The following is a 23,625-nucleotide window of genomic DNA, read 5'->3' as shown; positions in this document are numbered from 1 at the left end:
GCCGGCCAGCCACACTGGCTGGCCGGCAAATGGCAATTACGCCGAGGCTTGACCTTCAGCCAGGAAGAACCAGGTTTCCAGCACGGAATCGGGGTTCAGCGAGACGCTTTCGATGCCCTGTTCCATCAGCCATTTGGCCAGGTCCGGGTGATCGGAAGGGCCTTGGCCGCAGATCCCGATGTACTTGCCGGCCTTGTTACAGGCCTGGATGGCGTTGGCCAGCAGCTTCTTGACCGCAGGGTTACGCTCGTCAAACAGGTGCGCGATGATCCCGGAGTCGCGATCCAGGCCCAGGGTCAACTGGGTCAGGTCATTGGAGCCGATGGAGAAACCGTCGAAGAACTCCAGGAACTCTTCGGCGAGGATTGCGTTGGAAGGCAGCTCGCACATCATGATCACGCGCAGGCCGTTTTCACCACGGGTCAGACCGTTCTCGGCCAGCAGGTCAACGACCTGGCTCGCTTCGCCCAGGGTGCGCACAAAGGGCACCATGATCTCGACGTTGGTCAGGCCCATCTCGTTGCGCACACGCTTGAGGGCGCGGCACTCAAGCTCGAAGCAATCGCGGAATGCTTCGCTGATATAACGCGAGGCGCCACGGAAGCCCAGCATCGGGTTCTCTTCTTCCGGCTCGTAAAGCTTGCCGCCGATCAGGTTCGCGTATTCGTTGGACTTGAAGTCCGACAGGCGCACGATGACTTTCTTCGGCCAGAACGCCGCCGCCAGGGTGCTGATGCCTTCCACCAGTTTCTCGACGTAGAAACCTACCGGATCGTTGTAGCCGGCAATGCGCTTGTCGACGCTGTCCTTGATTTCCACCGGCAGGCCGTCGTAGTTCAACAGGGCCTTGGGGTGCACGCCGATCATGCGGTTGATGATGAATTCCAGGCGGGCCAGGCCCACACCGGCGTTCGGCAACTGCGCAAAATCAAAGGCGCGGTCGGGGTTGCCGACGTTCATCATGATCTTGAACGGCAGGTCGGGCATGGCGTCGATGGAGTTTTGCTTGATATCGAAGCCCAGCTCACCTTCAAAGATGAAGCCGGTATCGCCTTCGGCGCAGGAAACGGTAACGCCCTGGCCGTCCTTGAGCAATTGGGTGGCGTTGCCACAACCGACAACCGCTGGGATCCCCAGTTCACGGGCGATGATCGCCGCGTGGCAGGTACGCCCGCCACGGTTGGTGACGATGGCGCTGGCGCGCTTCATCACCGGCTCCCAATCCGGGTCGGTCATGTCGGAGACCAGCACGTCACCTGGCTGGACCTTGTCCATCTCGGACACGTCCTTGATGATCCGCACCTTGCCCGCGCCGATGCGCTGGCCGATGGCACGGCCTTCCACCAGCACAGTGCCGGTTTCTTTCAACAGGTAGCGTTCCATGACATTGGCCGAAGTACGGCTTTTCACGGTTTCCGGGCGGGCCTGGACGATGTACAGCTTGCCGTCGTCGCCATCCTTGGCCCATTCGATGTCCATCGGGCACTTGTAGTGCTTCTCGATGATCATCGCCTGCTTGGCCAATTCGCTGACTTCGGCATCGCTGAGGCAGAAACGCGCACGCTCGGCCTTGTCGACATCAACGGTTTTCACCGAGCGACCGGCCTTGGCCTCGTCGCCGTAGATCATCTTGATAGCCTTGCTGCCCAGGTTGCGGCGCAGGATCGCCGGGCGGCCGGCTTCAAGGGTGTGCTTGTGCACGTAGAACTCGTCCGGGTTGACCGCGCCTTGTACGACGGTTTCGCCCAGGCCGTAGGCGCCGGTAATAAATACCACGTCACGGAAGCCCGATTCGGTGTCCAGGGTGAACATCACGCCGGCCGTCCCGGTTTCCGAACGCACCATGCGCTGCACGCCGGCAGACAGGGCCACCAGTTTGTGGTCGAAACCCTGGTGCACACGGTAGGAAATGGCGCGGTCGTTGAACAGCGAGGCAAATACTTCCTTGGCTGCACGGATGACGTTTTCCACGCCACGGATGTTCAGGAAGGTTTCCTGCTGACCGGCGAAGGAGGCGTCGGGCAAGTCTTCGGCGGTGGCCGAGGAGCGCACGGCGACAGCCATGTCCGGGTTGCCGGCCGACAGGGTGGCGAAGGCGGTGCGAATTTCTGCGTTGAGCTTCTCGGGGAACTCGGCTTCCATGATCCACTGACGGATCTGTGCGCCGGTCTTGGCCAGGGCGTTGACGTCATCGACGTCGAGCGCGTCCAGGGCAGCGTGGATCTGGTCGTTGAGGCCGCTCAGTTCGAGGAAATCGCGGTATGCCTGGGCGGTGGTGGCGAAACCACCGGGCACCGAAACACCAGCGCCCGCAAGATTACTGATCATCTCGCCGAGGGATGCGTTCTTGCCCCCCACATGCTCTACATCATGGACGCCGAGCTTATCGAGGGAAACTACGTACTCTACCAAGGTGATCTCTCCACTAACTGTGTTGGAAAAGCTCAGGGCGCCGGTGGCTCAGTAGGAGCATTTACCGGCGTTTGTGGCCTGGACCTGGAAAATAAGTGAGAATGCAGCCCACTGTGGGGCGGCAAAACCGCGCCTATCATATCCAAGATTCGTCATCAGCTTAAGGCCCAAGGCTCAAATGAAACGATCTGCTTTCTTTATCTCCGACGGCACCGGCATTACCGCCGAAACCCTGGGTCAAAGCCTGCTCGCGCAGTTCGAAAGCATCACCTTCGCCAAATTCACCCGGCCTTATATCGATAACGTGGATAAAGCGCGGGCCATGGTACAACAAATCAATCTGGCCGCCGAAAAAGACGGTATGCGCCCGATCATTTTCGACACCATCGTCAATCAGGACATCCGTGAGATCCTCGCGACCTCCAATGGTTTCATGATCGACATCTTCTCGACCTTCCTCGCGCCCCTGGAACAGGAGCTGAGTGAACATTCCTCATACTCCGTGGGCAAGTCCCATTCCATTGGCCATAACTCCAACTACATGGAGCGGATCGAGGCGGTCAACTTCGCCCTGGACAACGACGACGGCGCCCGCACCCACTACTACGACAAGGCCGACCTGATCCTGGTCGGCGTGTCGCGCTGCGGCAAGACCCCGACCTGCCTGTACATGGCCATGCAATTCGGCATCCGTGCGGCCAACTACCCGCTGACCGAAGACGATATGGAACGCCTGCAACTGCCGGCGGTGCTGCGCACCCATCAGCACAAGCTGTTTGGCCTGACCATCGACCCGGACCGGCTGACGGCGATCCGTAACGAACGCAAGCCCAACAGCCGTTATTCGAGCTATGCCCAGTGCGAGTTCGAGGTGCGGGAAGTGGAAAATCTGTTCCGCCGGGAAAACATTGCGCACATCAATTCCACGCACTTTTCGGTGGAAGAGATTTCGGCGAAGATCCTTGTGGAAAAAGGTGTTGAGCGGCGCTTCAAATAACCTGTGGCGAGCGGGCTTGCCCGCGTTGGGCTGCGAAGCAGCCCTAAATAAAGAAGAACACGGTACACCAGACACTCATCGGGGCCTGGTTTTGGGGCTGCTGCGCAGCCCAACGCGGGCAAGCCCGCTCGCCACAACATTTACAGGTGGAACCGGTCCCCCCCCTGCCCCAGCGCCGTAGCCAACGCATCAAATCCGGCCCTCAGTAACTGATCATCCTCAGACGTATTGCAGATACTCGCCCGAATAAACTGCGGCACCGCCGTCTGCCCTACGGCAAACGCTTCTGCCGTGGCGATCAGGTAATTGTTCTGCTTGAGTTCAGCCTCGATTTCCGACGCCCGCCAAGGCTCCGGGACTTCAATCCAGAAGTGCGGGCTGTTGAGGTGAGTCCGGTACTCCAGGCCGCTCAGCAGGTCTTCGACCAACGCCTTGCGGCGGCTGATTTCACTGACCTGTTGACGCAGCAGATGCTCTGCCGTGCCATTTTCAATCCACTGCGTGGCCAGCTCCAGGGTCACCGGCGTGGCCATCCAGCAGGTTGAACGCAGGGCCGCAGAAATACGGCTGACCAGCGCCGGTGGCGCATGCACATAACCCACCCGCAAGCCGGCCGACACGGCCTTGCTCAGGCTGCTGATCAGAATCGTGCGCTCCGGGGCAAAGTGACTCAGGGGTGGCGGGCGATCTTGCACCAGCACACCGTGGGCCTCGTCTTCGAGGATTAGCAGGTTGTGCTCGCGACACACCCTGACCAGTGCCTCACGGCGGGCGACCGACAACACCGCCGTCGTCGGGTTCTGGATGGTCGGCGTGCAGTACAGGGCGGCCACCCGGTGATTGCGACAGACTTCCTCCAGGGCTGCTGGCAACACGCCTTCCTCATCCATTTCCAGGCCGATCAGGCGAATGCCCAGCATCCGCGCGGCGGTGATCAGGCCGGGGTAGGTCAACTGCTCGGTCACCACCGTGTCGCCCGCGCGCACCAACGCCATCAAGGCGCACAGCAACCCATGCTGGCCTCCATTGACACAGATGACCTGCTCGGGAATCGGGTGAAAGTCGCGCTGCACCAACCATTGCGCACCTGCCGCGCGGTAGCGGGGCAAGCCGGCGTCCGGGGTGTAGGCACTGATGTCCTGCAGGAACTTGGCATTGGTGGCCAGGGTTTCAAAGCTCTGGGCCAGGAACGTGGTCTCCTGCCCAGGGATATGCATATTGCGGCTCATATCGAAGTACTGCCGCGGCTCCTCGCTGACGTTGCGAAAGCCTTCGTCACGCTGGCGCTCCATCCCACGCTTGCGCACGAATGTTCCGTCGCCCACCCGTGCCACCACCAGGCCCAGGCGTTCCAGTTCACCGTAGGCACGGCTGATGGTCCCGATGGTCACCCCCAGATTGTCGGAAAGCACCCGATGAGGGGGCAGTTTGCGCCCCGGTTCGATCAAGCCTTCGAGGATGCCCCGCTCCATGACATCTGACAGGCGCTTGTACTTCACACCCTGCCCATTGGACAGTCCCTCTCGCATGATTGACACCATGTCAATATTTGTTTTGACAGCCATCATTCGCCCTAATAGTGTGCTTTTACGGGTTCATTCACCGGGTGAAACCTCTAATTACAAGTTCAATATAGAGTTCAATTCCGGCTCAGGGAAGCAATAAACAATGCCAATGTCCGCCGTCATCGAAAATGCCGAAAAAACCAAAAACCACAAACAATGGCTGGCTGGCCTGATCACCAGTGTGATGTTTCTGATTGTCTGCCTGAGCTGGGGCACCACCTGGCTGGGGATCAAGATCGCGGTGGAAAGCGTGCCGCCACTGACCTCGGCGGGCTTGCGCTTCCTGATCGCCTTTCCGCTGTTCCTGTGCTTTGCCCTGGTGCGGCGCGAACCAATCCTGTTTCCACGGGAGAGCCGCTGGTTCTTTGTGTTCGTGACCCTGTGCTACTTCAGCGTGCCGTATTACCTGCTCAACTACGGCGAGATGCACGTCTCGTCCGGCCTGACCGCCCTGCTGTTCAGCTGCATGCCAGTGTTTATCCTGATCTTCTCGGCATTGTTCCTACGCGAGCGCATCTACTTTTCCCAGGTCATCGGGATCGGCATCGGTTTCGGCAGCCTGTACATGATCCTCAAGAGCCAGGGACTGCACCTTGACCATGCCGAGTTCTTCGGCGTACTGGCGATTCTGACCGCCGCGATCATGCATGCCTTGTGCTATGTCATTACCAAGCAAAAAGGCAGCGCCATCAGCGTGATCACCTACAACACCCTGCCCATCGGGATTGCCGGGCTGATGCTGTTCGTCGCCGGCCTCTGGTTTGAATCGCCGACCTTCGAGGCCATCACCCTGCGGTCCTGGAGCGCCCTGTTCTACCTGGGCCTGGTAGCGTCGGTGGGCGGTTTTATCGTGTACTTCATGCTGCTCAAGCGCCTGAGCCCGATCATCCTGTCGTTCGTCTTCATTATTTTCCCGGTGTTCGCCGTGATCATCGGTGCCTGGTACGAAGGCCTGGAACTGTCCCGGGACCTGATGCTGTATTCGGCGATCCTGCTGGCCGGCTTTGCAATCACCAAGCTGCCGATCGAAAAGCTGCTGGCAAAACCCAATTGACCCTTTACCCACCACGCGAGAGAAACATGGAAGTCCTCCGCCAAACCGCCCTGGAGCAGATCTACGCCCACGCCAGCAGCACCTATCCCGAAGAGTGCTGCGGCTTTGTCTTTGCCGACGGCAGCGTGTACCTGGGCAGCAATATCCAGAACGAGTTGCACCGCAAGAACCCCGAGGCCTACCCCCGCAGCGCGGCCAACGGCTACACCTTCTCGGTGACCGACACGCTGCTGATGAACAAGGCCTTTCGCACGGACAACCCGGTGGTGGTGATTTACCACTCCCACCCGGATGTCGGTGCCTACTTCAGCGACGAGGATCAGGACAAGGCCCTCTACATGGGGGAACCGATCTACCCCGTCAGTTACCTGGTGGTGGATGTCCGCCAGGGCAAGGCCCTTGGGTCGAAGCTGTTTGCCTGGGATGGCACGCACTTCGCCCTCAACCCCTTCAACGACCTGCAAACGGAGTTGTACATGAACGCTGTCTCTTTCCCCGACATCCTGGCCCGTGTGGCCAAGTTGCCAGAATCGACCCTCGAGGGTGCCGGATCGACATTGCGCGAAGTCATTGAAGGCCTATGTGCCCGCTACCCGCAGCTGCGGGCGCACCTGTTCCACGAGAACAACGGCCGGCTCAAGGAACACTTCCTGTTCACGGCCGGGGAAGAACTGATCGGCCCCGACGAGCCGCTGCCCGAAAAAGCAAAAATCGAAGTGCTGCTCGCCACCTCCGGCGGCATGGACATCGAGTCCTTGAGCAACGAGGAAGTGCAGCGCTATGTGCGCCATATCACCCTGCCCGGTGTCGGCCGCGAAGGGCAGCTGAGCCTGAAGAAAGCCAGGGTGCTGATCATCGGCACCGGCGGCCTGGGCTCACCCATCAGCCTGTACCTGGCCGCTGCCGGCATCGGCACCCTGGGGCTGGTGGACTTCGATGTGGTGGAAAGCAGCAACCTGCAACGCCAGGTGGTGCATGGCAACAGCACCCTGGGCCTGCCCAAGGTCGAATCCGCCAAGCGCCGGCTGCAGGACCTCAACGCGCACATCCGGATCAACACCTACGACACCGCGCTGAACGCCGACAATGCCCTGGAACTGGTCGGCGCCTACGATCTGGTGATCGACGGCACGGACAACTTCGAGACCCGCTACCGGGTCAATGATGCCTGCGTACAATTGGGCAAGCCGCTGGTGTATGGCGCGATCTACCGTTTCGACGGCCAGATCAGCGTGTTCAATTACCAGGGCGGGCCCTGCTACCGCTGCCTGTACCCCCACGCCCCGCCGGCGGAACTGGCGCCCAATTGCAGTGCTGGCGGGGTCATCGGTGTACTGCCCGGCGTGGTCGGGATGATCCAGGCCACCGAGGCGATCAAGCTGTTGATTGGCCTGGGCGAATCCTTATCCGGCCGGTTGATGCGCTTTGATGCCCTGGCCATGAAGTTCAGTGAAATCCGTTTCAAGCGCCGCGCCGACTGCCCGTGCTGCTCCGACCTGCGTGAAGAACATCAGCCCGCAGCCACCGTCTGTGCCGATGCCATCCGCAGCGCTCCGAGCCTGGCGGCAGAGCACTACATCAAGCCCCAGGTGCTCAAGCAGTTGCTGGAGCAGCGCAGCAGCGCCGACATCCTGCTGGATGTGCGCGACGCCAGCGAGCTGGAGGTATGCCAACTGCCCGGCGTGGTGCACATCCCCCTGGCCCAGCTCGACGAGCACCTCGACACGCTCAGCCGTGACAACACCCATTACCTGATCTGCTACGCCGGCATCCGCGCCGAGCAGGCCGCCAGCACCTTGCTGGCCGCTGGCTTTGCCAACACCCGGGTGCTTGAAGGCGGCATGAAACATTGGGTGCGCGACGTCGAACCCGACATGCCTTTGTACTGATCACAGGCCTGGGGGTACTTATCTGATGCTGCACAACTCCATACTCGACGCCATCGGCCAAACGCCCATCGTGCGCCTGGAACAATTCTCCGAAGACCTCGGCATCGAGGTCTTCGCCAAGCTTGAATCCCTGAACCCGGGCGGTAGCCACAAGGCACGGATTGCCCTGGGCATGATCCTCGACGCCGAGCGCCGGGGCATCCTGATTCGTAACTCAGGGCAAACCATCATCGAACCCAGCGGGGGCAACACCGGCATCGGCCTGGTGATGGCCGGCAATGTGCTGGGCTACAAAGTGGTGCTGGTGATTCCCGACAACTACAGCCCCGAAAAGCAAAAGCTGCTGCGCCTGTATGGGGCCAAGGTGGTGCTGTCGGACAGCCGCCTGGGCAATAACTCCCATGGCGAAAAGTGCATGGAGCTGCAGCTGGAAAACCCCAGCTTCGTCATGCTCAACCAGCAACGCAACGGCGCCAACCCCCAGACCCATCGCGACACCACCGCCCCGGAAATCATCCGCGCCTTTGGCGAGCGCCAGGTCGACTACTTCGTCAGCGGTATCGGCACCGGGGGCCATATCACCGGGATCGGTGAAACCCTCAAGGCCGCCTGGCCGCAGATCCGCGTGATGGGTGTAGAACCCGAGGAGTGCGACCTGCTCAGCGACCGCCATGCGCCACACCATATCCAGGGCCTGTCCATCGGCTTGATCCCGAGCATTCTCAACCTGAATGTGCTGGACGGCATGCTCAAGGTCTCGCGCCTCGACTGCCTGGAAATGATGAAGCGCATCATGCGTACCGACGCCATCAGCCTGGGACTGTCGTCAGCCGCCAATATGGTGGCCATCGCCAAGCTCGCCCCGGAACTGCCCACCGACACCGTCGTCCTGACCATGGTGTACGACAGCGCCGACAGTTATCTGCCCTGTTTCGAATAACGACAATTACGGGGGTGCCTTCCATGGGAGGCTTTATCGACATGCAACAGCTGCACGATGAGTTGCTGACCCACCTCATCACCACCCTGTCGCCAGCGCAGATGGCACAGTTGCAGCCACACCTGGCGGAGTTGATCCAGCCAGCGGCGCAGGAAGTGGCCGAGGACCTGATCGCCTACGCCTGGCGCGATCCGGCGTCCCGCGGCCGGGGTGAACTGATCCTGGAGTCCTACGCCTCGTTCAAGGCCGTGCTGTATTACCGGCTGGCGCATTGTGTCTGGAACCTTCCCGACCCGGCCCACGGCCAGTTCTGCGCCATTGCGCTGACTTTGAGCAACCAGGGCAAGCTCCTGTCCGGCGCCGAAATCCACCCGGCCGCCCGCATTGGCCGGCGCTTTGTGCTGGATCATGGCTTTGGCACGGTAATCGGCGAAACCTGCGAGATCGGCAATGACTGCTACATCCTGTGTGGCGTGACCCTGGGCGCCCGGGGCATCGCCAACAACCCGGACGGCAAGCGTCACCCGCGCCTGGGCAATAACGTGGAAGTCGGCGCAGGCGCCAGGGTGCTCGGGTATGTGCTGATCGGCGACAACGTGTTTATCAGCCCCTCCTGTGTCATCACCCAGGACGTGCCCGCAGGCACCAAGGTCAAGGTGGTCAACCAGATCCAGTTGCAGAAAAACGACGAATCGGACGCCAGCAACTACCTCGGAGCCTTTGCCCTCGACGAGCGCCTGCATGTGGTCGGTGAAGTCGACATCAGCCACCGGGTCACGCTGCTGGATGCCGACTTCCATCCATTGTCCGGCGTGGTGCTGGAGCCCACGGTCAAGGAGCGTCATCACCTGCAGTTTCGCCTGCGCACGCTGCAGGCCCCCACCTATCCCCCGCGCCTGCCCCTGAACCTGAAGGTGTGCGGGGCGAAGTTCGAAGTCACCCTGCTCTCCCCACCCGGGTTGAGCGCAATGGTGCGGCGCCTGCTGCAAACCAGCCCACTGATCGTTGGAGGATGAACATGTCCGTACACACTATGGAAACCCTGGCGCTGTTTGACAGCGCGCCTTACCAGAACGCCTTCAGCGCCCGCGTGATTGCCGTCAGCGAACAGGGCGTGGCCCTGGAGCACACCCTGTTCTACCCCACCGGGGGTGGCCAGCCCGGAGACACCGGTTACTTCACTCTGGCGGACGGCAGCCGAGTCAACGTGACCGGGACTGTGCGCGACCCGGTACTGCGCTCGATCATCTGGCATCAAGTGGAACACTGCCCCGAGTCATTGCGCGCAGGCGCACAGGTAGACGCCGGCCTGGACTGGGAGCGGCGCTACCAGCACATGAAGATGCACACCTGCCTGCATCTGCTGTGCTCGATCATCGACGCGCCGGTGACCGGTTGCAGCATCAGCGCCGACAAGGGCCGCCTGGATTTCGACCTACCGGAAATGACCCTGGACAAGGAGAGCATCACCCGCGACCTCAATGCCTTGATCGAGCAGGCCCATGAGGTCAAGTCGCTGTCGATGCCTGCGTCCGAATATTCCACCCTGCTGCAGATCACCCGCACCCAGGCGGTCGCGCCCCCGGTGATCCAGGGCGCGGTGCGGGTGATTGAAATTGCCGGCATTGATATCCAGCCGTGTGGCGGCACCCATGTGGTCAACACCGAAGAAATCGGCCGGGTGTTCTGCGAGAAAATCGAGAAAAAAAGCAAGCACAACCGGCGGGTGATCCTGCGGTTCGAGTGAAGCATCAAGCTGCCAACGGGAGGGGGTAAACGCCCCTATTGGCACGCTTGCCTTTACTTCGCCTGGGCTTTGATCTGGGCACTCAATTGCTGGACTTGCTGTTGCAGCTGGGTAATCACCTGGGTGAACTCAGTCATCATTTGATCTATACGTGCGCGCAGTTGCTGGTTGTCGCGCATGAGATCGTCAGCGCTGCGGTTCGCCGGTGGCGTTGGCTCATGGGTCTGAGCCGCTGCTGGAGCGTCCTCGGCACCGGGCGCTTGCTCAGCCGATGGGGGAGCCGACGGGGCATTGCCGTCAGTCTTCGGACCTGCGGCAGGGGCTTCGTTTGCGGAGGCATCTGCCCCCCCCATTTTCTGGGTCAACGCCTGGATCTGCTTTTGCAGCTTAGTCACCACCGCCGTGAACTGGGTTTGCAGGCGCTCAATCGTCTCGCGCAGTTGGTCATTTTCAGCAGTCAGCTGCTCGAGGCTACGAGGTGCCTCCGACCCCGACACCGGCGTGTTGTTGTCTGCGCGAGCACTGGCTTCAGGCGGCACTTTGCCCTGCCCTGCTTCTGCGCGGCCACTGGCATCTTGTTTCGATGGGGCGCCCCCTTTTACAGGGCTCTCCATCATGCCGGCTTGCTGCCCCAGGTTTGCTATCTGCTGTTCAAGCTCAGTGATTATCGGCGTGAAGTGGGCAACCAACTGGTTAAGACTGTCACGCAGCTGGTTGTTTTCCTGGGAGAGCTGCGCCAGTTGAGGCGAGTTAGTATTGGCACTGGATGACGGTGAATTGACCAGGCCTTTATGTGCCGCAAACTGCCCACGCTGCTGCGCAGTCATCGGTGGGCGGGGTGGAGTTGAATCTGCTTGCGCGCCGGGCGGGGCATCCGTTTCAGCACGGCCTTCGTTCTGCACGGACGCTGGTTTGGGAGGCATTTCATAGGGCTGGCTGGGTGCGTACTGCGAATGGCTTACGCTCGTCATAGTGGACCTCTCAGATTCAGGTAGTTGATTCACGGGCATTGCATCCCGGATGCCCCGGCAAAAACAGGTCATCTGGCTATCTGATTGGTCATTATCGGAATAAGGTTCCGGCGATGTCGGGCGTACGAATAGCAAAGTATGTCCACTTCACAACTCGCCGCTCGACGCCCTCATATCACCCACAAATCCACAAACCGGTTCACCGGCGTCGCTTCAAGCCGTGCCTGATCCTTGCACAGTGCAAAAATCTCGGCGCTGCGCTGCGCGGGGAAGCGTGTCCCCAGGTTGGCCTTGAACTTGTCTTCCAGCAAAGGAATGCCATCCGCCCGGCGCCGACGATGGCCAATCGGGTATTCCACCGCGACCTGCTCGGTGCTCGAGCCATCGGTGAAGAACACCTGCACCGCGTTGGCAATGGAACGCTTGTCCGCTTCCAGGTACTCGCGGCTGTAGCGTGGGTCTTCGACGATTTCCATTTTGCCGCGCAACTCATCAATGATCGGGTGCGCCGTATGGAACTCATCTTCGTACTGCTCGGCGACCAGGTTGCCAAACGCCAGGGGCACGGCTGTCATGTATTGCAGGCAATGGTCGCGGTCGGCCGCATTGGCCAGTGGGCCGACCTTGGAAATGATGCGAATGGCCGGCTCGTGGGTGGTGATCACGATGCGCTCGATCTCGTGCAAGCGGTGCCTGACCTGCGGGTGCAAGGTGACAGCAGCTTCACAGGCGGTCTGGGCGTGGAACTCTGCAGGAAAGCTGATCTTGAACAGCACGTTTTCCATCACATAAGTGCCATAGGGCTGGGGCAAACTGAATGCGCGCTTGTCCTCAGGCTTGAGGGCCAGGTCCTTGTTGGTGTGACTGAACAACACGTCGTAAAAGCCCCACTGCGGTGCGCTCAGCACGCCGGGGATGCCCATCTCGCCACGCAGAGCGATATCCGCCAGACGTACACCACGGCTGGATGCATCCCCCGCCGCCCAGGATTTGCGCGACCCGGCGTTTGGCGCATGCCGGTAGGTCCGCAAGGCCTGACCATCGACAAAGGCATGAGACAGTGCCGACAGCATCTGTTCGCGGTTGGCCCCCATCAACTTGGCACAGACCGCAGTGGAGGCCACTTTCACCAACAGCACATGGTCAAGACCGACGCGGTTGAAGGAGTTTTCCAGGGCAATCACACCCTGGATTTCGTGGGCCATGATCATCGCTTCCAGCACCGCGCGCACGGTCAACGGCGCCTCGCCATGGGCCACGCGCTTTTGCGACAGGTGATCAGCGACGGCGAGAATGCCGCCGAGGTTATCCGAAGGATGGCCCCATTCGGCGGCGAGCCAGGTGTCGTTGTAATCGAGCCAACGCACGATGCAGCCGATGTCCCACGCGGCCTTGACCGGGTCCAGGCGATAGGACGTACCCGGCACCCGCGCACCGAACGGCACCACTGTGCCTTCGACAATCGGCCCCAAATGCTTGGTGCACTCGGGAAAACGCAGGGCCAGCAGGCCACAACCGAGGGTGTCCATCAGGCAGTTGCGGGCGGTGTCCAGGGCATCCGGGGAGTCGATGCGGTAGTTGAGGACGTAATCGGCAATGTCCTGCAAAACCGGGTCGTAGTCGGGGCGGTTGTTCTGGTCGACGTTGGCGCTCATGGCAGTACTCCAAAATGGGTTGGGTGTGTTCCTTCCTCAGGCTCAGGGTGGGTGGTTTGTGGCAGGTCTGAATGCCTGCTTTCGTACATAAATCCAGAGGCCGCCGCCCCCTTGTGGGAGCGGGCTTGCCCGCGATAGCGCTGGATCAGTTGGTATCTGCGTGACTGACACGCCGCTATCGCGGGCAAGCCCGCTCCCACACAAGCCCGCTCACATATCGGGGCCGGCGCAGAGCTTTAGAATGCGTCGCCGGGCACGCGCACGTAGCCTTCCATCAAGACCCGCGCACTGCGGCTCATGATGGCTTTCTTTACCACCCATTCGCCGTTGACCTGGCTAGCTTCGGCGCCCACGCGCAAGGTGCCGGACGGATGCCCGAAGCGCACGGCGTTGCGTTCCACACCGCCCGCCGCGAGGTTGACCAGGGTTCCGGAAATCGCCGCCGCCGTGCCAATCGCCACCGCCGCCGTCCCCATCATCGCGTGGTGCAACTTGCCCATGGACAGCGCGCGCACCAGCAGATCCACATCACCGGCCTTGATCGCCTTGCCACTGGAGGCCAGGTAATCCGCAGGCTTGGCCACAAACGCCACCTTCGGCGTGTGCTGGCGCTGGGCCGCTTCGTCCAGGTGCTTGATCAGGCCCATGCGCAATGCACCATAGGCCCGTACCTGCTCGAACATGGCCAGGGCTTTGGGATCGCTATTGATCGCGCCTTGCAGCTCGGTGCCGGTGTAGCCGAGGTCTTCGGCGTTGATAAAAATCGTCGGGATCCCCGCGTTGATCAGCGTCGCCTTGAAGGTGCCGACACCCGGCACTTCCAAGTCGTCGACCAGGTTGCCGGTGGGGAACATCGAACCGCCGCTGCCCTCTTCTTCCGCTGCCGGGTCCATGAACTCCAGTTGCACTTCCGCGGCGGGGAAGGTCACACCATCCAGCTCGAAGTCGCCGGTTTCCTGCACCGCACCGTTGGTGATGGGCACATGGGCGATGATGGTCTTGCCGATATTCGCCTGCCAGACCCGCACCACGGCCACGCCGTTGTGGGGAATGCGGGCCGCATCCACCAGGCCACTGCTGATGGCAAACGAGCCGACCGCCGCTGACAGGTTGCCGCAGTTGCCGCTCCAGTCTACGAACGGCTTGTCGATGGAGACCTGGCCAAACAGGTAGTCCACGTCATGCTCGGCGCGGGTGCTCTTGGCGAGGATCACGGTTTTGCTGGTACTCGAGGTGGCACCGCCCATGCCGTCGATCTGTTTGTCATAGGGATCGGGGCTGCCAATCACCCGTAGCAGCAAGGCATCGCGCGCCGCACCCGGGACCTGGGCCGATTCGGGCAGGTCCTTGAGGTTGAAAAACACGCCCTTGCTGGTGCCGCCACGCATGTAGGTGGCGGCGATCTTGATTTGCGCTACGTGTGTCATGGTTATCCTCTTCAGGCGGTCGCCGCCGATTCCAGGAAGTCCTGGGCAAAACGCTGCAACACGCCGCCCGCCTCGTAGATCGACACTTCTTCAGCGGTGTCCAGGCGGCAGGTCACCGGCACTTCGACACGCTCGCCATTCTTGCGGTTGATCACCAGGGTCAACTGCGCACGCGGGGTGCGCTCGCCGATCACGTCATAGGTTTCACTGCCATCAATCTGCAGGGTCTTGCGGTCGGTACCCGGCAAAAATTCCAGGGGCAGCACGCCCATGCCCACCAGGTTGGTGCGATGGATGCGTTCGAAGCCTTCGGCGGCAATCGCTTCCACACCCGCCAGGCGCACGCCCTTGGCCGCCCAGTCGCGGGACGAACCCTGGCCGTAGTCGGCGCCGGCAATGATGATCAGCGGCTGCTTGCGCTCCATGTAGGTTTCGATGGCTTCCCACATCCGTGTGACCTTGCCTTCCGGCTCGATGCGCGCCAGGGAACCCTGCTTGACCTTGCCGTTTTCCTGGACCATTTCATTGAACAGCTTGGGGTTGGCAAAGGTCGCGCGCTGGGCGGTCAGGTGGTCGCCGCGGTGCGTTGCATACGAGTTGAAGTCGACTTCCGGCAGGCCCATTTTCGCCAGGTATTCGCCGGCGGCGCTGTCGAGCATGATCGCGTTGGACGGCGACAGGTGGTCAGTGGTGATGTTGTCCGGCAGCACCGCCAGCGGGCGCATGCCCTTGAGCGGACGCGCACCGGCCAGGGCGCCTTCCCAGTACGGCGGGCGGCGGATGTAGGTGCTCTGCGGACGCCAGTCGTACAGCGGCGTGACTTTCGGGCCGGTGTCCTCGTGGATCGCAAACATCGGGATGTAGACCTGGCGGAACTGCTCCGGCTTGACCGAGGCCTTGACCACCGCGTCGATTTCTTCATCGCTCGGCCAGATGTCCTGCAGGCGGATTTCCTTGCCGGTGGCGTCCAGGCCCAGCACGTCCTTCTCGATATCGAAACGGATGGTGCCGGCAATCGCATAGGCCACCACCAGCGGTGGCGAAGCCAGGAATGCCTGCTTGGCGTACGGGTGGATGCGCCCGTCGAAGTTGCGGTTACCCGAGAGCACGGCGGTGGCGTACAGGTCGCGGTCGATGATTTCTTGCTGGATCACCGGATCGAGCGCACCGGACATGCCGTTGCAAGTGGTGCAAGCGAAGGCCACGACGCCAAAACCCAGCTGCTCCAGCTCGCTGGTCAGCCCGGCTTCGTCGAGGTACATGGCCACGGTTTTCGAACCCGGCGCCAGGGACGACTTGACCCACGGCTTGCGGGCCAACCCAAGCTTGTTGGCATTGCGCGCCAGCAGGCCGGCGGCGATCACGTTGCGTGGGTTGCTGGTGTTGGTGCAACTGGTGATGGCGGCGATGATCACCGCGCCGTCGGGCATTTGCCCCGGCACGTCATCCCATTGCCCGGAAATGCCCTTGGCCGCCAAGTCGCTGGTGGCAACGCGGGCGTGCGGGTTGCTCGGGCCGGCCATATTGCGCACGACGCTGGACAGGTCGAAGCTCAGGCCACGCTCGTATTGCGCGCCCTTGAGGTCATCAGCCCACAGGCCGGTGTGCCGCGCATACTGCTCGACCAGGGCGACTTGTTCGTCTTCACGCCCGGTGAGTTTGAGATAAGCGATGGTCTGCGCGTCGATGTAGAACATCGCCGCCGTAGCGCCGTATTCCGGAGCCATGTTGGAGATGGTGGCGCGGTCGCCCAGGGTCAGGGCCGAGGCGCCTTCGCCGAAGAACTCCAGCCAGGCACCGACAACTTTCTGCTGGCGCAGGAACTCGGTCAGGGCCAGCACCATGTCGGTGGCGGTGATGCCCGGTTGCAGCTTGCCCGTCAGTTCGACGCCAACGCTTTCCGGCAGGCGCATCCACGACGCACGGCCGAGCATCACGCTCTCGGCTTCCAGGCCGCCAACGCCGATGGCGATCACGCCCAGGGCGTCGACGTGGGGGGTGTGGCTGTCGGTGCCGACGCAGGTATCCGGGAAGGCCACGCCGTCACGCACCTGGATCACCGGGGACATTTTCTCCAGGTTGATCTGGTGCATGATGCCGTTGCCTGGCGGGATCACATCGACGTTTTTGAAAGCCTTTTTGGTCCACTCGATAAAGTGGAAACGGTCTTCGTTGCGGCGGTCTTCAATGGCGCGGTTTTTCTCGAAGGCCTGCGGGTCAAAACCACCGGCCTCGACGGCCAGGGAGTGGTCGACGATCAGTTGGGTCGGCACCACCGGGTTGACCTGGGCCGGGTCGCCGCCTTGCAGGGCAATGGCGTCACGCAGACCGGCGAGGTCCACCAGGGCGGTCTGGCCGAGGATGTCATGGCACACCACCCGGGCCGGGAACCAGGGGAAGTCGAGGTCGCGCTTGCGCTCGATCAGTTGGCTCAGGGAAGCGTTGAGGGTCGCCGGGTCGCAGCGACGCACCAGGTTTTCGGCGAGCACGCGGGAGGTGTAAGGCAGCGTGGCGTAGGCACCGGGGGTGATGGCCTCGACAGCCGCACGGGCGTCGAAGTAATCCAGGCGGCTGCCGGGGAGCGGTTTGCGAAATTCAGTGTTCATCGTCAGGACTCGGTCACGGTAGTTACAAAAGGAAGACCTGTGCCGCCCCAGAATTGGAATGAGGTCAAAATGTGGGAGCGGGCTTGCTCGCGAATGTGGTGTGTCATTCAACACATTCAGTGACTGTTACCCCGTATTCGCGAGCAAGCCCGCTCCCACGCTTTTGATTCGGTTACCAATTCCGGATTGTCGGTCTCCCCACTCAGCGACGTTCGATTGGCACGAACTTGCGCTGCTCGACGCCGATGTACTCGGCGCTTGGACGGATGATGCGGTTGTTGGCGCGCTGCTCAAACACATGCGCCGCCCAGCCGGTCAGGCGTGAGCAGACGAAGATCGGGGTGAACAGCTTGGTCGGGATGCCCATGAAGTGGTACGCCGAGGCATGGTAGAAGTCGGCGTTGGGGAACAGTTTCTTCTGTTCCCACATGGTCTTGTCGATGGCTTCGGAGACCGGGAACAGCACCTTGTCGCCGACTTCATCGGCAAGTTTTTTCGACCAGCCCTTGATCACTTCATTGCGCGGGTCGTTGTCTTTATAGATCGCGTGGCCAAAGCCCATGATCTTGTCCTTGCGTTCCAGCATGCCGAGGGTGCCTTTCACGGCGTCTTCGGCCGAGGAGAAACGCTCGATCATTTCCATCGCCGCTTCGTTGGCACCGCCATGCAGCGGGCCGCGCAGGGAACCGATGGCGGCGGTGACGCAGGAATACAAGTCGGACAGGGTCGAGGCACACACACGAGCGGTGAAGGTCGAGGCGTTGAATTCGTGCTCGGCGTAGAGGATCAGCGACACGTTCATGACTTTTTCATGCAGCTCGCTCGGCTTCTTGCCATGCAGCAGGTGCAGGAAATGCCCGGCGATGCTCGGCTCGTCGGTCACGCAGTCGATGCGCTTGCCGTCGTGGCTGAAGCGGTACCAGTAGCACATGATCGCCGGGAACGCGGCCAGCAGGCGGTCAGTGACATCGCGCTGCACGCTGAAGTCTTTTTCCGGTTCGATATTGCCGAGGAACGAGCAACCGGTGCGCATCACGTCCATCGGGTGGGCGTCGGCAGGGATGCGTTCCAGCACTTCCTTGAGCGCCTGGGGCAGGTCACGCAGCTTGCTCAGCTTGGCGCTGTAGGCCGCCAGCTCGGCCTTGCTCGGCAATTCGCCGTACAACAGCAGGTAGGCGACTTCTTCAAACTGCGCGTCGGCGGCCAGTTCACGCACGTCGTAGCCGCGATAGGTCAGGCCGGCACCGGCCTGGCCCACGGTGGACAGTGCCGTCTGCCCGGCCACCTGGCCACGCAGGCCGGCGCCACTCAGTACTTTTGCTTCAGCCATGGTTCTTCTCCAATTTTGTAGTTATCTGGGAGGCGCTGCGCTTACTTCTTGGCGGCGAACAGCGCGTCGAGCTTCTGCTCGAAGGTGTGGTAGTCGATGCGATCGTAAAGCTCCATGCGGGTTTGCATGGTGTCGATCACGTTCTGTTGGGTGCCGTCGCGACGGATCGCGGTGTAGACGTTCTCGGCGGCCTTGTTCATGGCGCGGAAAGCCGACAGCGGGTACAGCACGATAGAAACATCGGCAGATTTCAACTGTTCGGTGGTGTACAGCGGGGTCGCGCCGAATTCAGTGATGTTGGCGAGGATCGGGGCTTTGACCCGTGAAGCGAACAGCTTGTACATCTCAAGCTCGGTGATGGCTTCCGGGAACACCATGTCGGCGCCGGCCTCGATGCACGCGGCAGCACGTTCCAGGGCGGACTCCAGGCCTTCCACGGCCAGGGCGTCGGTGCGCGCCATGATCACGAAGCTGTCATCGGTCCGGGCATCCACGGCGGCCTTGATACGGTCGACCATTTCCTGCTGGGACACGATCTCTTTGTTCGGGCGATGGCCGCAACGCTTGGCCCCCACCTGGTCCTCGATATGGATCGCGGCGGCGCCGAACTTGATCATCGACTTGACGGTGCGCGCCACGTTGAACGCCGAGGAGCCGAAACCGGTGTCCACGTCGACCAGCAGCGGCAGGTCGCAGACATCGGTGATACGGCGCACATCGGTCAGCACATCATCCAGGCCGGTGATGCCCAGGTCCGGCACGCCCAGGGAGCCCGCGGCGACCCCGCCACCGGACAGGTAAATGGCCTTGAAACCGGCGCGCTTGGCCAGCAACGCGTGGTTGGCATTGATCGCGCCCACCACTTGCAGGGGGTGTTCGCTGGCGACCGCATCACGGAAACGCTGGCCGGGGGTGCTGTTTTTATAGGAACTCATGACTCACCTCTCGAGGGGGCGCCGTCGGGGAAGTGACGGGCGATATTGCGTTTGGAGGCGCCGATATGGCGGCGCATCAACAACTCGGCCAGTTCACCGTCGCGATCGGCAATCGCGTCAAGAATGCGGTGATGCTCGGCAAATGCCTGGCGTGGACGATTGGGGGTGGCGGAGAACTGGATGCGGTACATGCGCACCAGTTGATACAGCTCGCCGCACAACATTTGGGTCAGGGTGCGGTTGCGCGCGCCTTGAATGATCCGGTAATGAAAGTCGAAGTCGCCTTCCTGCTGGTAGTAGCCCACACCGGCCTGGAATGCGGCATCGCGCTCGTGGGTATGCAGGACTTGGCGCAGTTCCTCGATTTCTTCGTCGGTCATGCGCTCGGCGGCCAGGCGGCAGGCCATGCCTTCGAGGGATTCGCGGATTTCGTAGAGTTCCACCAGCTCAGCCTCGCTCAGGGACACCACCCGAGCGCCGACATGGGGCACGCGCACCAGCAGGCGCTGGCCCTCCAGGCGGTGGATCGCCTCGCGCAGCGGGCCACGGCTGATGCCGTAGGTGCGCGCCAGCTCGGGCTCGGAGATCTTGCTGCCGGGGGCAATCTCGCCCTTGACGATGGCGGCCTGGATGCGACGGAAGACGTTCTCAGACATCGTTTGGGAATCGTCCTGCCCTACTACCGGAATTTCCAGCTGATCCAGCATGATTGTCGACACCTTTAAAAGCAATGTCGCAAAAACTAGCCAATCAGCCCCTGATAGTCAAAGAATAAATGCACATTGTCGACAATCGTCTAATAACCCGCCTTGCACCCTATAAGGGCATGGCCGGCTGCCAGCGCTGGCGCCAGAAAACCTTCATGTTAGAATGCCCGCCGCATTTGCCTGACATCCCCGGATGAAAAGGCGCACGAGGGAGCTTGCGCAGCAATGCCAGTCGCCTTGAATCAAACATCGCACTGCACCGCCTCAGGATCTATGAGACTCAAGCCCTTCCCCCTATTGTTTTGCCTACTGATGTTTCCGGGCCTTGGCATCGCTGCCGAGAAGACCGTCTATGGCCTCAATGAATACGCCAAGCTGGCGGGCATTGACCTGGAAGTCGCCGCCAAGCTCGACACCGGCGCCAAGACTGCGTCGTTGAGTGCCCGGGATATCAAGCGCTTCAAGCGCAACGGTGAGTCCTGGGTCCGCTTCTACCTGGCCATCGACACCGCCCATTCGCACCCCATCGAGCGCCCCCTGGCCCGCGTCAGCAAGATCAAGCGCCGCGCAGGCGACTACGACCCCGATGAGGACAAGAACTACACCGCCCGTCCGGTGATTGCCCTGGATATCTGCATGGGCACCGCTTTACGCAGCATCGAAGTGAACTTGACTGACCGCAGCGCCTTCCAATACCCGCTGCTGATCGGCTCCGAAGCCTTGAAACGCTTTGATGCGCTGGTCGACCCCAGTCTTAAATACGCAGCAGGCAAACCTGCCTGCGCCGCCGACGCTCATACCGCCGAGTAATTCCAATGCGCTCTCTTACTATGCACCTGAAGATTCTGATCGCCGTCCTGGTGGTACTGGGCATTTCGGTCACGGCCTATCAGATCCTGGTCCTCGGCATCCCGGTGACCGAGGACGCCACTGACGACCTGTGGAACATCGACGCCAAGGTCGAGTTCGTGGCCAACGCCAAGGATCCGGTCAAGGTCCAGATGTTCGTGCCGCCCCTGAGCCGCGACTTCGTCAGCCTCAATGAGAGCTTCATCTCCAACAACTATGGGGTGAGCGTCAACCGCATCGACGGCAACCGCAAGGTCACCTGGTCGGCCCGGCGCGCCAAGGGCAACCAGACCCTCTACTACCGCCTGGTGCTGACCAAGCGCTACAGCGGCGAAAAGGTCAAGGTCAAGGGCCCGACCTTCCGCGACAGCATCGCCGTGGAAGGCCCGGAAAAAATCGCCGCCGAGGCCCTGCTGGCACCGATCCGCCAGCACTCGGCCGATGTCGAGACCTTTATCAGCGAAGCCATCAAGCGCACCAACAACCTCAACGACGACAACGTCAAGCTGCTGCTGGCGGGCGATCCGTCGACGCCGCACAAGGCCAAGATCGTCGAGTTGCTGCTGTCCATCGCCCACGTGCCGGTGGAAAAGGTCCACACCATCCGCCTGGTAGCCGACCAACCGCAAACCCCGGAACTGTGGCTGCGCAGCTTCAATGGCAACGACTGGCTGTACTTCAACCCGGAAACCGGCGAACAGGGCCTGCCCTCCGATCGCCTGCTGTGGTGGACCGGCGATGAAAACCTGATCACCGTCGACGGCGGCAAGAAAGCCGCCGTGACCTTCAGCCTGAACAACAGCGAGATGAACGCGATCCGCCTGGCCAAGCTGACGGACGAGAACACCGACGCCAACTTCCTCGAATACTCGCTCTACGGCCTGCCGCTGCAAACCCAGCAGACCTTCATGATCATGGTGATGATCCCGATTGGCGTGCTGGTGATCCTGATCCTGCGTAACCTGATCGGCCTGCAGACCCTGGGTACCTTCACCCCGGTGCTGATCGCCCTGGCGTTCCGCGAGACCCAGTTGGGCTTTGGCATCGTGCTGTTTACGGTGATTACGGCGCTGGGGCTGTCCCTGCGGTCGTACCTAGAGCATTTGAAGCTGCAGATGCTGCCGAGGCTCTCGGTGGTACTGACCTTTGTCGTGGTGTTGATTGCGGCCATCAGCCTGTTCAGCCACAAGCTGGGCCTGGAGCGCGGCCTGTCGGTGGCGCTGTTCCCGATGGTGATCCTGACCATGACCATCGAACGCCTGTCCATTACCTGGGAAGAGCGCGGCGGCGGCCATGCGATGAAAGTCGCGATTGGCACCCTGTTCGCTGCCTCCCTGGCCCACCTGATCATGAGCGTGCCGGAGTTGATCTACTTCGTGTTCACCTTCCCGGCGATCCTGTTGATCCTGGTGGGCTTCATGCTGGCCATGGGTCGCTACCGTGGCTACCGCCTGACCGAGCTGGTGCGTTTCAAAGCCTTCCTCAAGGCTGATTCGTAATGTTCGGGTTCTGGAAGACCTGGAAGGCCCTGGAAGCGCGGGGCATCATGGGCATCAACCGGCGTAATGCCGACTACGTGCTCAAGTACAACAAGCGCAGCCTGTATCCGATTGTCGATGACAAAATCATCACCAAGGAACGGGCGATCCAGGCCGGCATCCATGTGCCGGAGATGTACGGGATCATTTCCACCGAGAAAGAAATCGACAAGCTCGACGAAATCATCGGTGGCCGTAGCGACTTCGTGATCAAGCCGGCCCAGGGCGCCGGCGGCGACGGCATCCTGGTGATCGCCGACCGTTTTGAAGGACGCTATCGCACGGTGTCCGGCAAGATCATCAGCCACGAGGAAATCGAGCACCAGATTTCCAGCATCCTCACCGGCCTGTATTCCCTGGGCGGTCACCGTGACCGCGCATTAATCGAATACCGGGTGGTGCCCGACCAGATCTTCAAGAGCATCAGCTACGAAGGCGTGCCGGATATCCGCATCATCGTGTTGATGGGCTACCCGGTGATGGCCATGCTGCGCTTGCCGACCCGTCAGTCCGGCGGCAAGGCCAACCTGCACCAGGGCGCGATTGGCGTGGGCGTGGACCTGGCCACCGGCCTGACCCTGCGCGGCACCTGGCTGAACAACATCATTACCAAGCACCCCGACACCACCAACGCGGTGGACGGTGTGCAACTGCCCAACTGGGACGGTTTCATGAAACTCGCCGCCGGCTGCTACGAGCTGTGCGGGCTGGGTTACATCGGTGTAGACATGGTGCTGGACCAGGAAAAAGGCCCGCTGATCCTCGAACTCAATGCCCGCCCCGGGTTGAATATCCAGATTGCCAACGATTGCGGCCTGACCTTGCGTACCCATGCCGTAGAAGCTCGACTGGAAGAGCTGAAGGCGGCGGGCGTGACAGAAACGGCGGAAGAACGGGTGAAGTTTGCCCAGGAAATGTTTGGGCATATTCCACCCGTGGAAGGCTGACAGCGCCCCGCGGCTGCGCCCTCTATCCAACCATCCCCGACATCCCCTCTAGGAGC

18 protein-coding genes are annotated in these 23,625 nt (G+C 61.4%); 9 read left to right on the top strand and 9 right to left on the bottom strand.

Features of this window, described 5'->3' with window-relative positions:
• Nucleotides 1-36 precede the first annotated feature (36 nt).
• Nucleotides 37-2,412: a phosphoenolpyruvate synthase gene (gene ppsA / locus PSFL_RS20050; RefSeq protein ID WP_029298284.1), complete on the bottom strand. Its 2,376-nt coding sequence runs from the start codon at nt 2,410-2,412 to the stop codon at nt 37-39.
• 178 nt (nt 2,413-2,590) lie between these two features.
• Between ppsA and PSFL_RS20045 the strand changes: the two genes are divergently transcribed.
• On the top strand, nt 2,591-3,409 hold the full coding sequence (locus PSFL_RS20045; protein WP_032863389.1) for a pyruvate, water dikinase regulatory protein: 819 nt from the start codon (nt 2,591-2,593) through the stop codon (nt 3,407-3,409).
• A 140-nt stretch (nt 3,410-3,549) separates the two neighbouring features.
• Here PSFL_RS20045 and PSFL_RS20040 read toward each other — a convergent pair whose 3' ends face one another.
• Nucleotides 3,550-4,974 carry a PLP-dependent aminotransferase family protein gene (locus PSFL_RS20040; RefSeq protein WP_115129428.1) on the bottom strand — a complete coding sequence of 475 codons (1,425 nt, stop codon included), beginning with the start codon at nt 4,972-4,974 and terminating at the stop codon, nt 3,550-3,552.
• Between the two features lie 160 nt (nt 4,975-5,134).
• Between PSFL_RS20040 and PSFL_RS20035 the strand changes: the two genes are divergently transcribed.
• Genes PSFL_RS20035 through PSFL_RS20015 form a run of 5 tightly spaced genes read left to right on the top strand, consistent with a single transcriptional unit; the run spans nt 5,135 to nt 10,604 of the window.
• A complete protein-coding gene (locus PSFL_RS20035) occupies nt 5,135-6,028 on the top strand; it encodes a DMT family transporter (protein WP_162947804.1) in 894 nt (297 codons plus the stop codon).
• A gap of 26 nt (nt 6,029-6,054) precedes the next feature.
• Nucleotides 6,055-7,917, top strand: coding sequence for a molybdopterin-synthase adenylyltransferase MoeB (moeB, locus tag PSFL_RS20030; RefSeq protein WP_057439530.1), 1,863 nt, complete (start codon nt 6,055-6,057; stop codon nt 7,915-7,917).
• A gap of 25 nt (nt 7,918-7,942) precedes the next feature.
• Nucleotides 7,943-8,857 (top strand): PLP-dependent cysteine synthase family protein, encoded by a 915-nt coding sequence (locus PSFL_RS20025; RefSeq protein WP_057439531.1) that lies wholly within the window; start codon nt 7,943-7,945, stop codon nt 8,855-8,857.
• Nucleotides 8,858-8,880: 23 nt separating this feature from the next.
• Nucleotides 8,881-9,873: a serine O-acetyltransferase gene (locus tag PSFL_RS20020; RefSeq protein ID WP_057960345.1), complete on the top strand. Its 993-nt coding sequence runs from the start codon at nt 8,881-8,883 to the stop codon at nt 9,871-9,873.
• Nucleotides 9,874-9,875: 2 nt separating this feature from the next.
• Nucleotides 9,876-10,604, top strand: coding sequence for an alanyl-tRNA editing protein (locus PSFL_RS20015; RefSeq protein WP_115128717.1), 729 nt, complete (start codon nt 9,876-9,878; stop codon nt 10,602-10,604).
• A 53-nt stretch (nt 10,605-10,657) separates the two neighbouring features.
• Here PSFL_RS20015 and PSFL_RS20010 read toward each other — a convergent pair whose 3' ends face one another.
• The 7 genes from PSFL_RS20010 to PSFL_RS19980 form a co-directional block, all read right to left on the bottom strand.
• Nucleotides 10,658-11,575 (bottom strand): hypothetical protein, encoded by a 918-nt coding sequence (locus PSFL_RS20010; protein ID WP_397470409.1) that lies wholly within the window; start codon nt 11,573-11,575, stop codon nt 10,658-10,660.
• Nucleotides 11,576-11,745: 170 nt separating this feature from the next.
• Nucleotides 11,746-13,230 carry a 2-methylcitrate dehydratase gene (prpD, locus tag PSFL_RS20005; protein ID WP_397470408.1) on the bottom strand — a complete coding sequence of 495 codons (1,485 nt, stop codon included), beginning with the start codon at nt 13,228-13,230 and terminating at the stop codon, nt 11,746-11,748.
• A gap of 236 nt (nt 13,231-13,466) precedes the next feature.
• On the bottom strand, nt 13,467-14,657 hold the full coding sequence (prpF, locus tag PSFL_RS20000) for a 2-methylaconitate cis-trans isomerase PrpF (protein WP_397470407.1): 1,191 nt from the start codon (nt 14,655-14,657) through the stop codon (nt 13,467-13,469).
• An 11-nt stretch (nt 14,658-14,668) separates the two neighbouring features.
• Nucleotides 14,669-17,263 carry a Fe/S-dependent 2-methylisocitrate dehydratase AcnD gene (gene acnD, locus PSFL_RS19995; RefSeq protein WP_057960350.1) on the bottom strand — a complete coding sequence of 865 codons (2,595 nt, stop codon included), beginning with the start codon at nt 17,261-17,263 and terminating at the stop codon, nt 14,669-14,671.
• 202 nt (nt 17,264-17,465) lie between these two features.
• Entirely contained in the window at nt 17,466-18,593 is a 1,128-nt protein-coding gene (gene prpC, locus PSFL_RS19990; RefSeq protein ID WP_397470406.1) for a 2-methylcitrate synthase, read from the bottom strand.
• A gap of 41 nt (nt 18,594-18,634) precedes the next feature.
• Nucleotides 18,635-19,528 carry a methylisocitrate lyase gene (gene prpB, locus PSFL_RS19985; protein WP_029298299.1) on the bottom strand — a complete coding sequence of 298 codons (894 nt, stop codon included), beginning with the start codon at nt 19,526-19,528 and terminating at the stop codon, nt 18,635-18,637.
• A complete protein-coding gene (locus PSFL_RS19980) occupies nt 19,525-20,235 on the bottom strand; it encodes a GntR family transcriptional regulator (protein WP_057439536.1) in 711 nt (236 codons plus the stop codon). The genes prpB and PSFL_RS19980 overlap by 4 nt, the downstream gene beginning before the upstream one ends.
• Nucleotides 20,236-20,508: 273 nt before the next feature.
• Between PSFL_RS19980 and PSFL_RS19975 the strand changes: the two genes are divergently transcribed.
• From PSFL_RS19975 to PSFL_RS19965, 3 genes are read left to right on the top strand one after another with little or no spacing between them, the layout of a single operon-like run.
• Nucleotides 20,509-21,045 (top strand): ATP-dependent zinc protease, encoded by a 537-nt coding sequence (locus tag PSFL_RS19975; protein WP_057960351.1) that lies wholly within the window; start codon nt 20,509-20,511, stop codon nt 21,043-21,045.
• A 5-nt stretch (nt 21,046-21,050) separates the two neighbouring features.
• Nucleotides 21,051-22,583: an inactive transglutaminase family protein gene (locus tag PSFL_RS19970; protein ID WP_038442341.1), complete on the top strand. Its 1,533-nt coding sequence runs from the start codon at nt 21,051-21,053 to the stop codon at nt 22,581-22,583.
• Entirely contained in the window at nt 22,583-23,569 is a 987-nt protein-coding gene (locus tag PSFL_RS19965; protein WP_057960353.1) for an alpha-L-glutamate ligase-like protein, read from the top strand. The genes PSFL_RS19970 and PSFL_RS19965 overlap by 1 nt, the downstream gene beginning before the upstream one ends.
• The last annotated feature ends 56 nt before the right edge of the window (nt 23,570-23,625 follow it).

It is taken from the genome of Pseudomonas sp. DD1, assembly GCF_044510355.1.
GTDB lineage: Bacteria > Pseudomonadota > Gammaproteobacteria > Pseudomonadales > Pseudomonadaceae > Aquipseudomonas > Aquipseudomonas shahriarae.
This window is presented reverse-complemented; position numbering and strand designations above follow the sequence as displayed.

Excerpts from the sequence above, each read along its gene's own strand:
- PSFL_RS20010 (WP_397470409.1), bottom strand. The coding sequence starts at position 11,575 with ATGACGAGCGTAAGCCATTCGCAGTACGCACCCAGCCAGCCCTATGAA.
- PSFL_RS19970 (WP_038442341.1), top strand. The coding sequence starts at position 21,051 with ATGCGCTCTCTTACTATGCACCTGAAGATTCTGATCGCCGTCCTGGTG.
- PSFL_RS19980 (WP_057439536.1), bottom strand. The coding sequence starts at position 20,235 with ATGCTGGATCAGCTGGAAATTCCGGTAGTAGGGCAGGACGATTCCCAA.
- PSFL_RS20020 (WP_057960345.1), top strand. The coding sequence starts at position 8,881 with ATGGGAGGCTTTATCGACATGCAACAGCTGCACGATGAGTTGCTGACC.
- PSFL_RS19975 (WP_057960351.1), top strand. The coding sequence starts at position 20,509 with ATGAGACTCAAGCCCTTCCCCCTATTGTTTTGCCTACTGATGTTTCCG.
- prpF (WP_397470407.1), bottom strand. The coding sequence starts at position 14,657 with ATGACACACGTAGCGCAAATCAAGATCGCCGCCACCTACATGCGTGGC.
- prpB (WP_029298299.1), bottom strand. The coding sequence starts at position 19,528 with ATGAGTTCCTATAAAAACAGCACCCCCGGCCAGCGTTTCCGTGATGCG.
- PSFL_RS20025 (WP_057439531.1), top strand. The coding sequence starts at position 7,943 with ATGCTGCACAACTCCATACTCGACGCCATCGGCCAAACGCCCATCGTG.
- PSFL_RS20045 (WP_032863389.1), top strand. The coding sequence starts at position 2,591 with ATGAAACGATCTGCTTTCTTTATCTCCGACGGCACCGGCATTACCGCC.
- prpD (WP_397470408.1), bottom strand. The coding sequence starts at position 13,230 with ATGAGCGCCAACGTCGACCAGAACAACCGCCCCGACTACGACCCGGTT.
- prpC (WP_397470406.1), bottom strand. The coding sequence starts at position 18,593 with ATGGCTGAAGCAAAAGTACTGAGTGGCGCCGGCCTGCGTGGCCAGGTG.
- acnD (WP_057960350.1), bottom strand. The coding sequence starts at position 17,263 with ATGAACACTGAATTTCGCAAACCGCTCCCCGGCAGCCGCCTGGATTAC.
- moeB (WP_057439530.1), top strand. The coding sequence starts at position 6,055 with ATGGAAGTCCTCCGCCAAACCGCCCTGGAGCAGATCTACGCCCACGCC.
- PSFL_RS20040 (WP_115129428.1), bottom strand. The coding sequence starts at position 4,974 with ATGGCTGTCAAAACAAATATTGACATGGTGTCAATCATGCGAGAGGGA.
- PSFL_RS20015 (WP_115128717.1), top strand. The coding sequence starts at position 9,876 with ATGTCCGTACACACTATGGAAACCCTGGCGCTGTTTGACAGCGCGCCT.
- PSFL_RS19965 (WP_057960353.1), top strand. The coding sequence starts at position 22,583 with ATGTTCGGGTTCTGGAAGACCTGGAAGGCCCTGGAAGCGCGGGGCATC.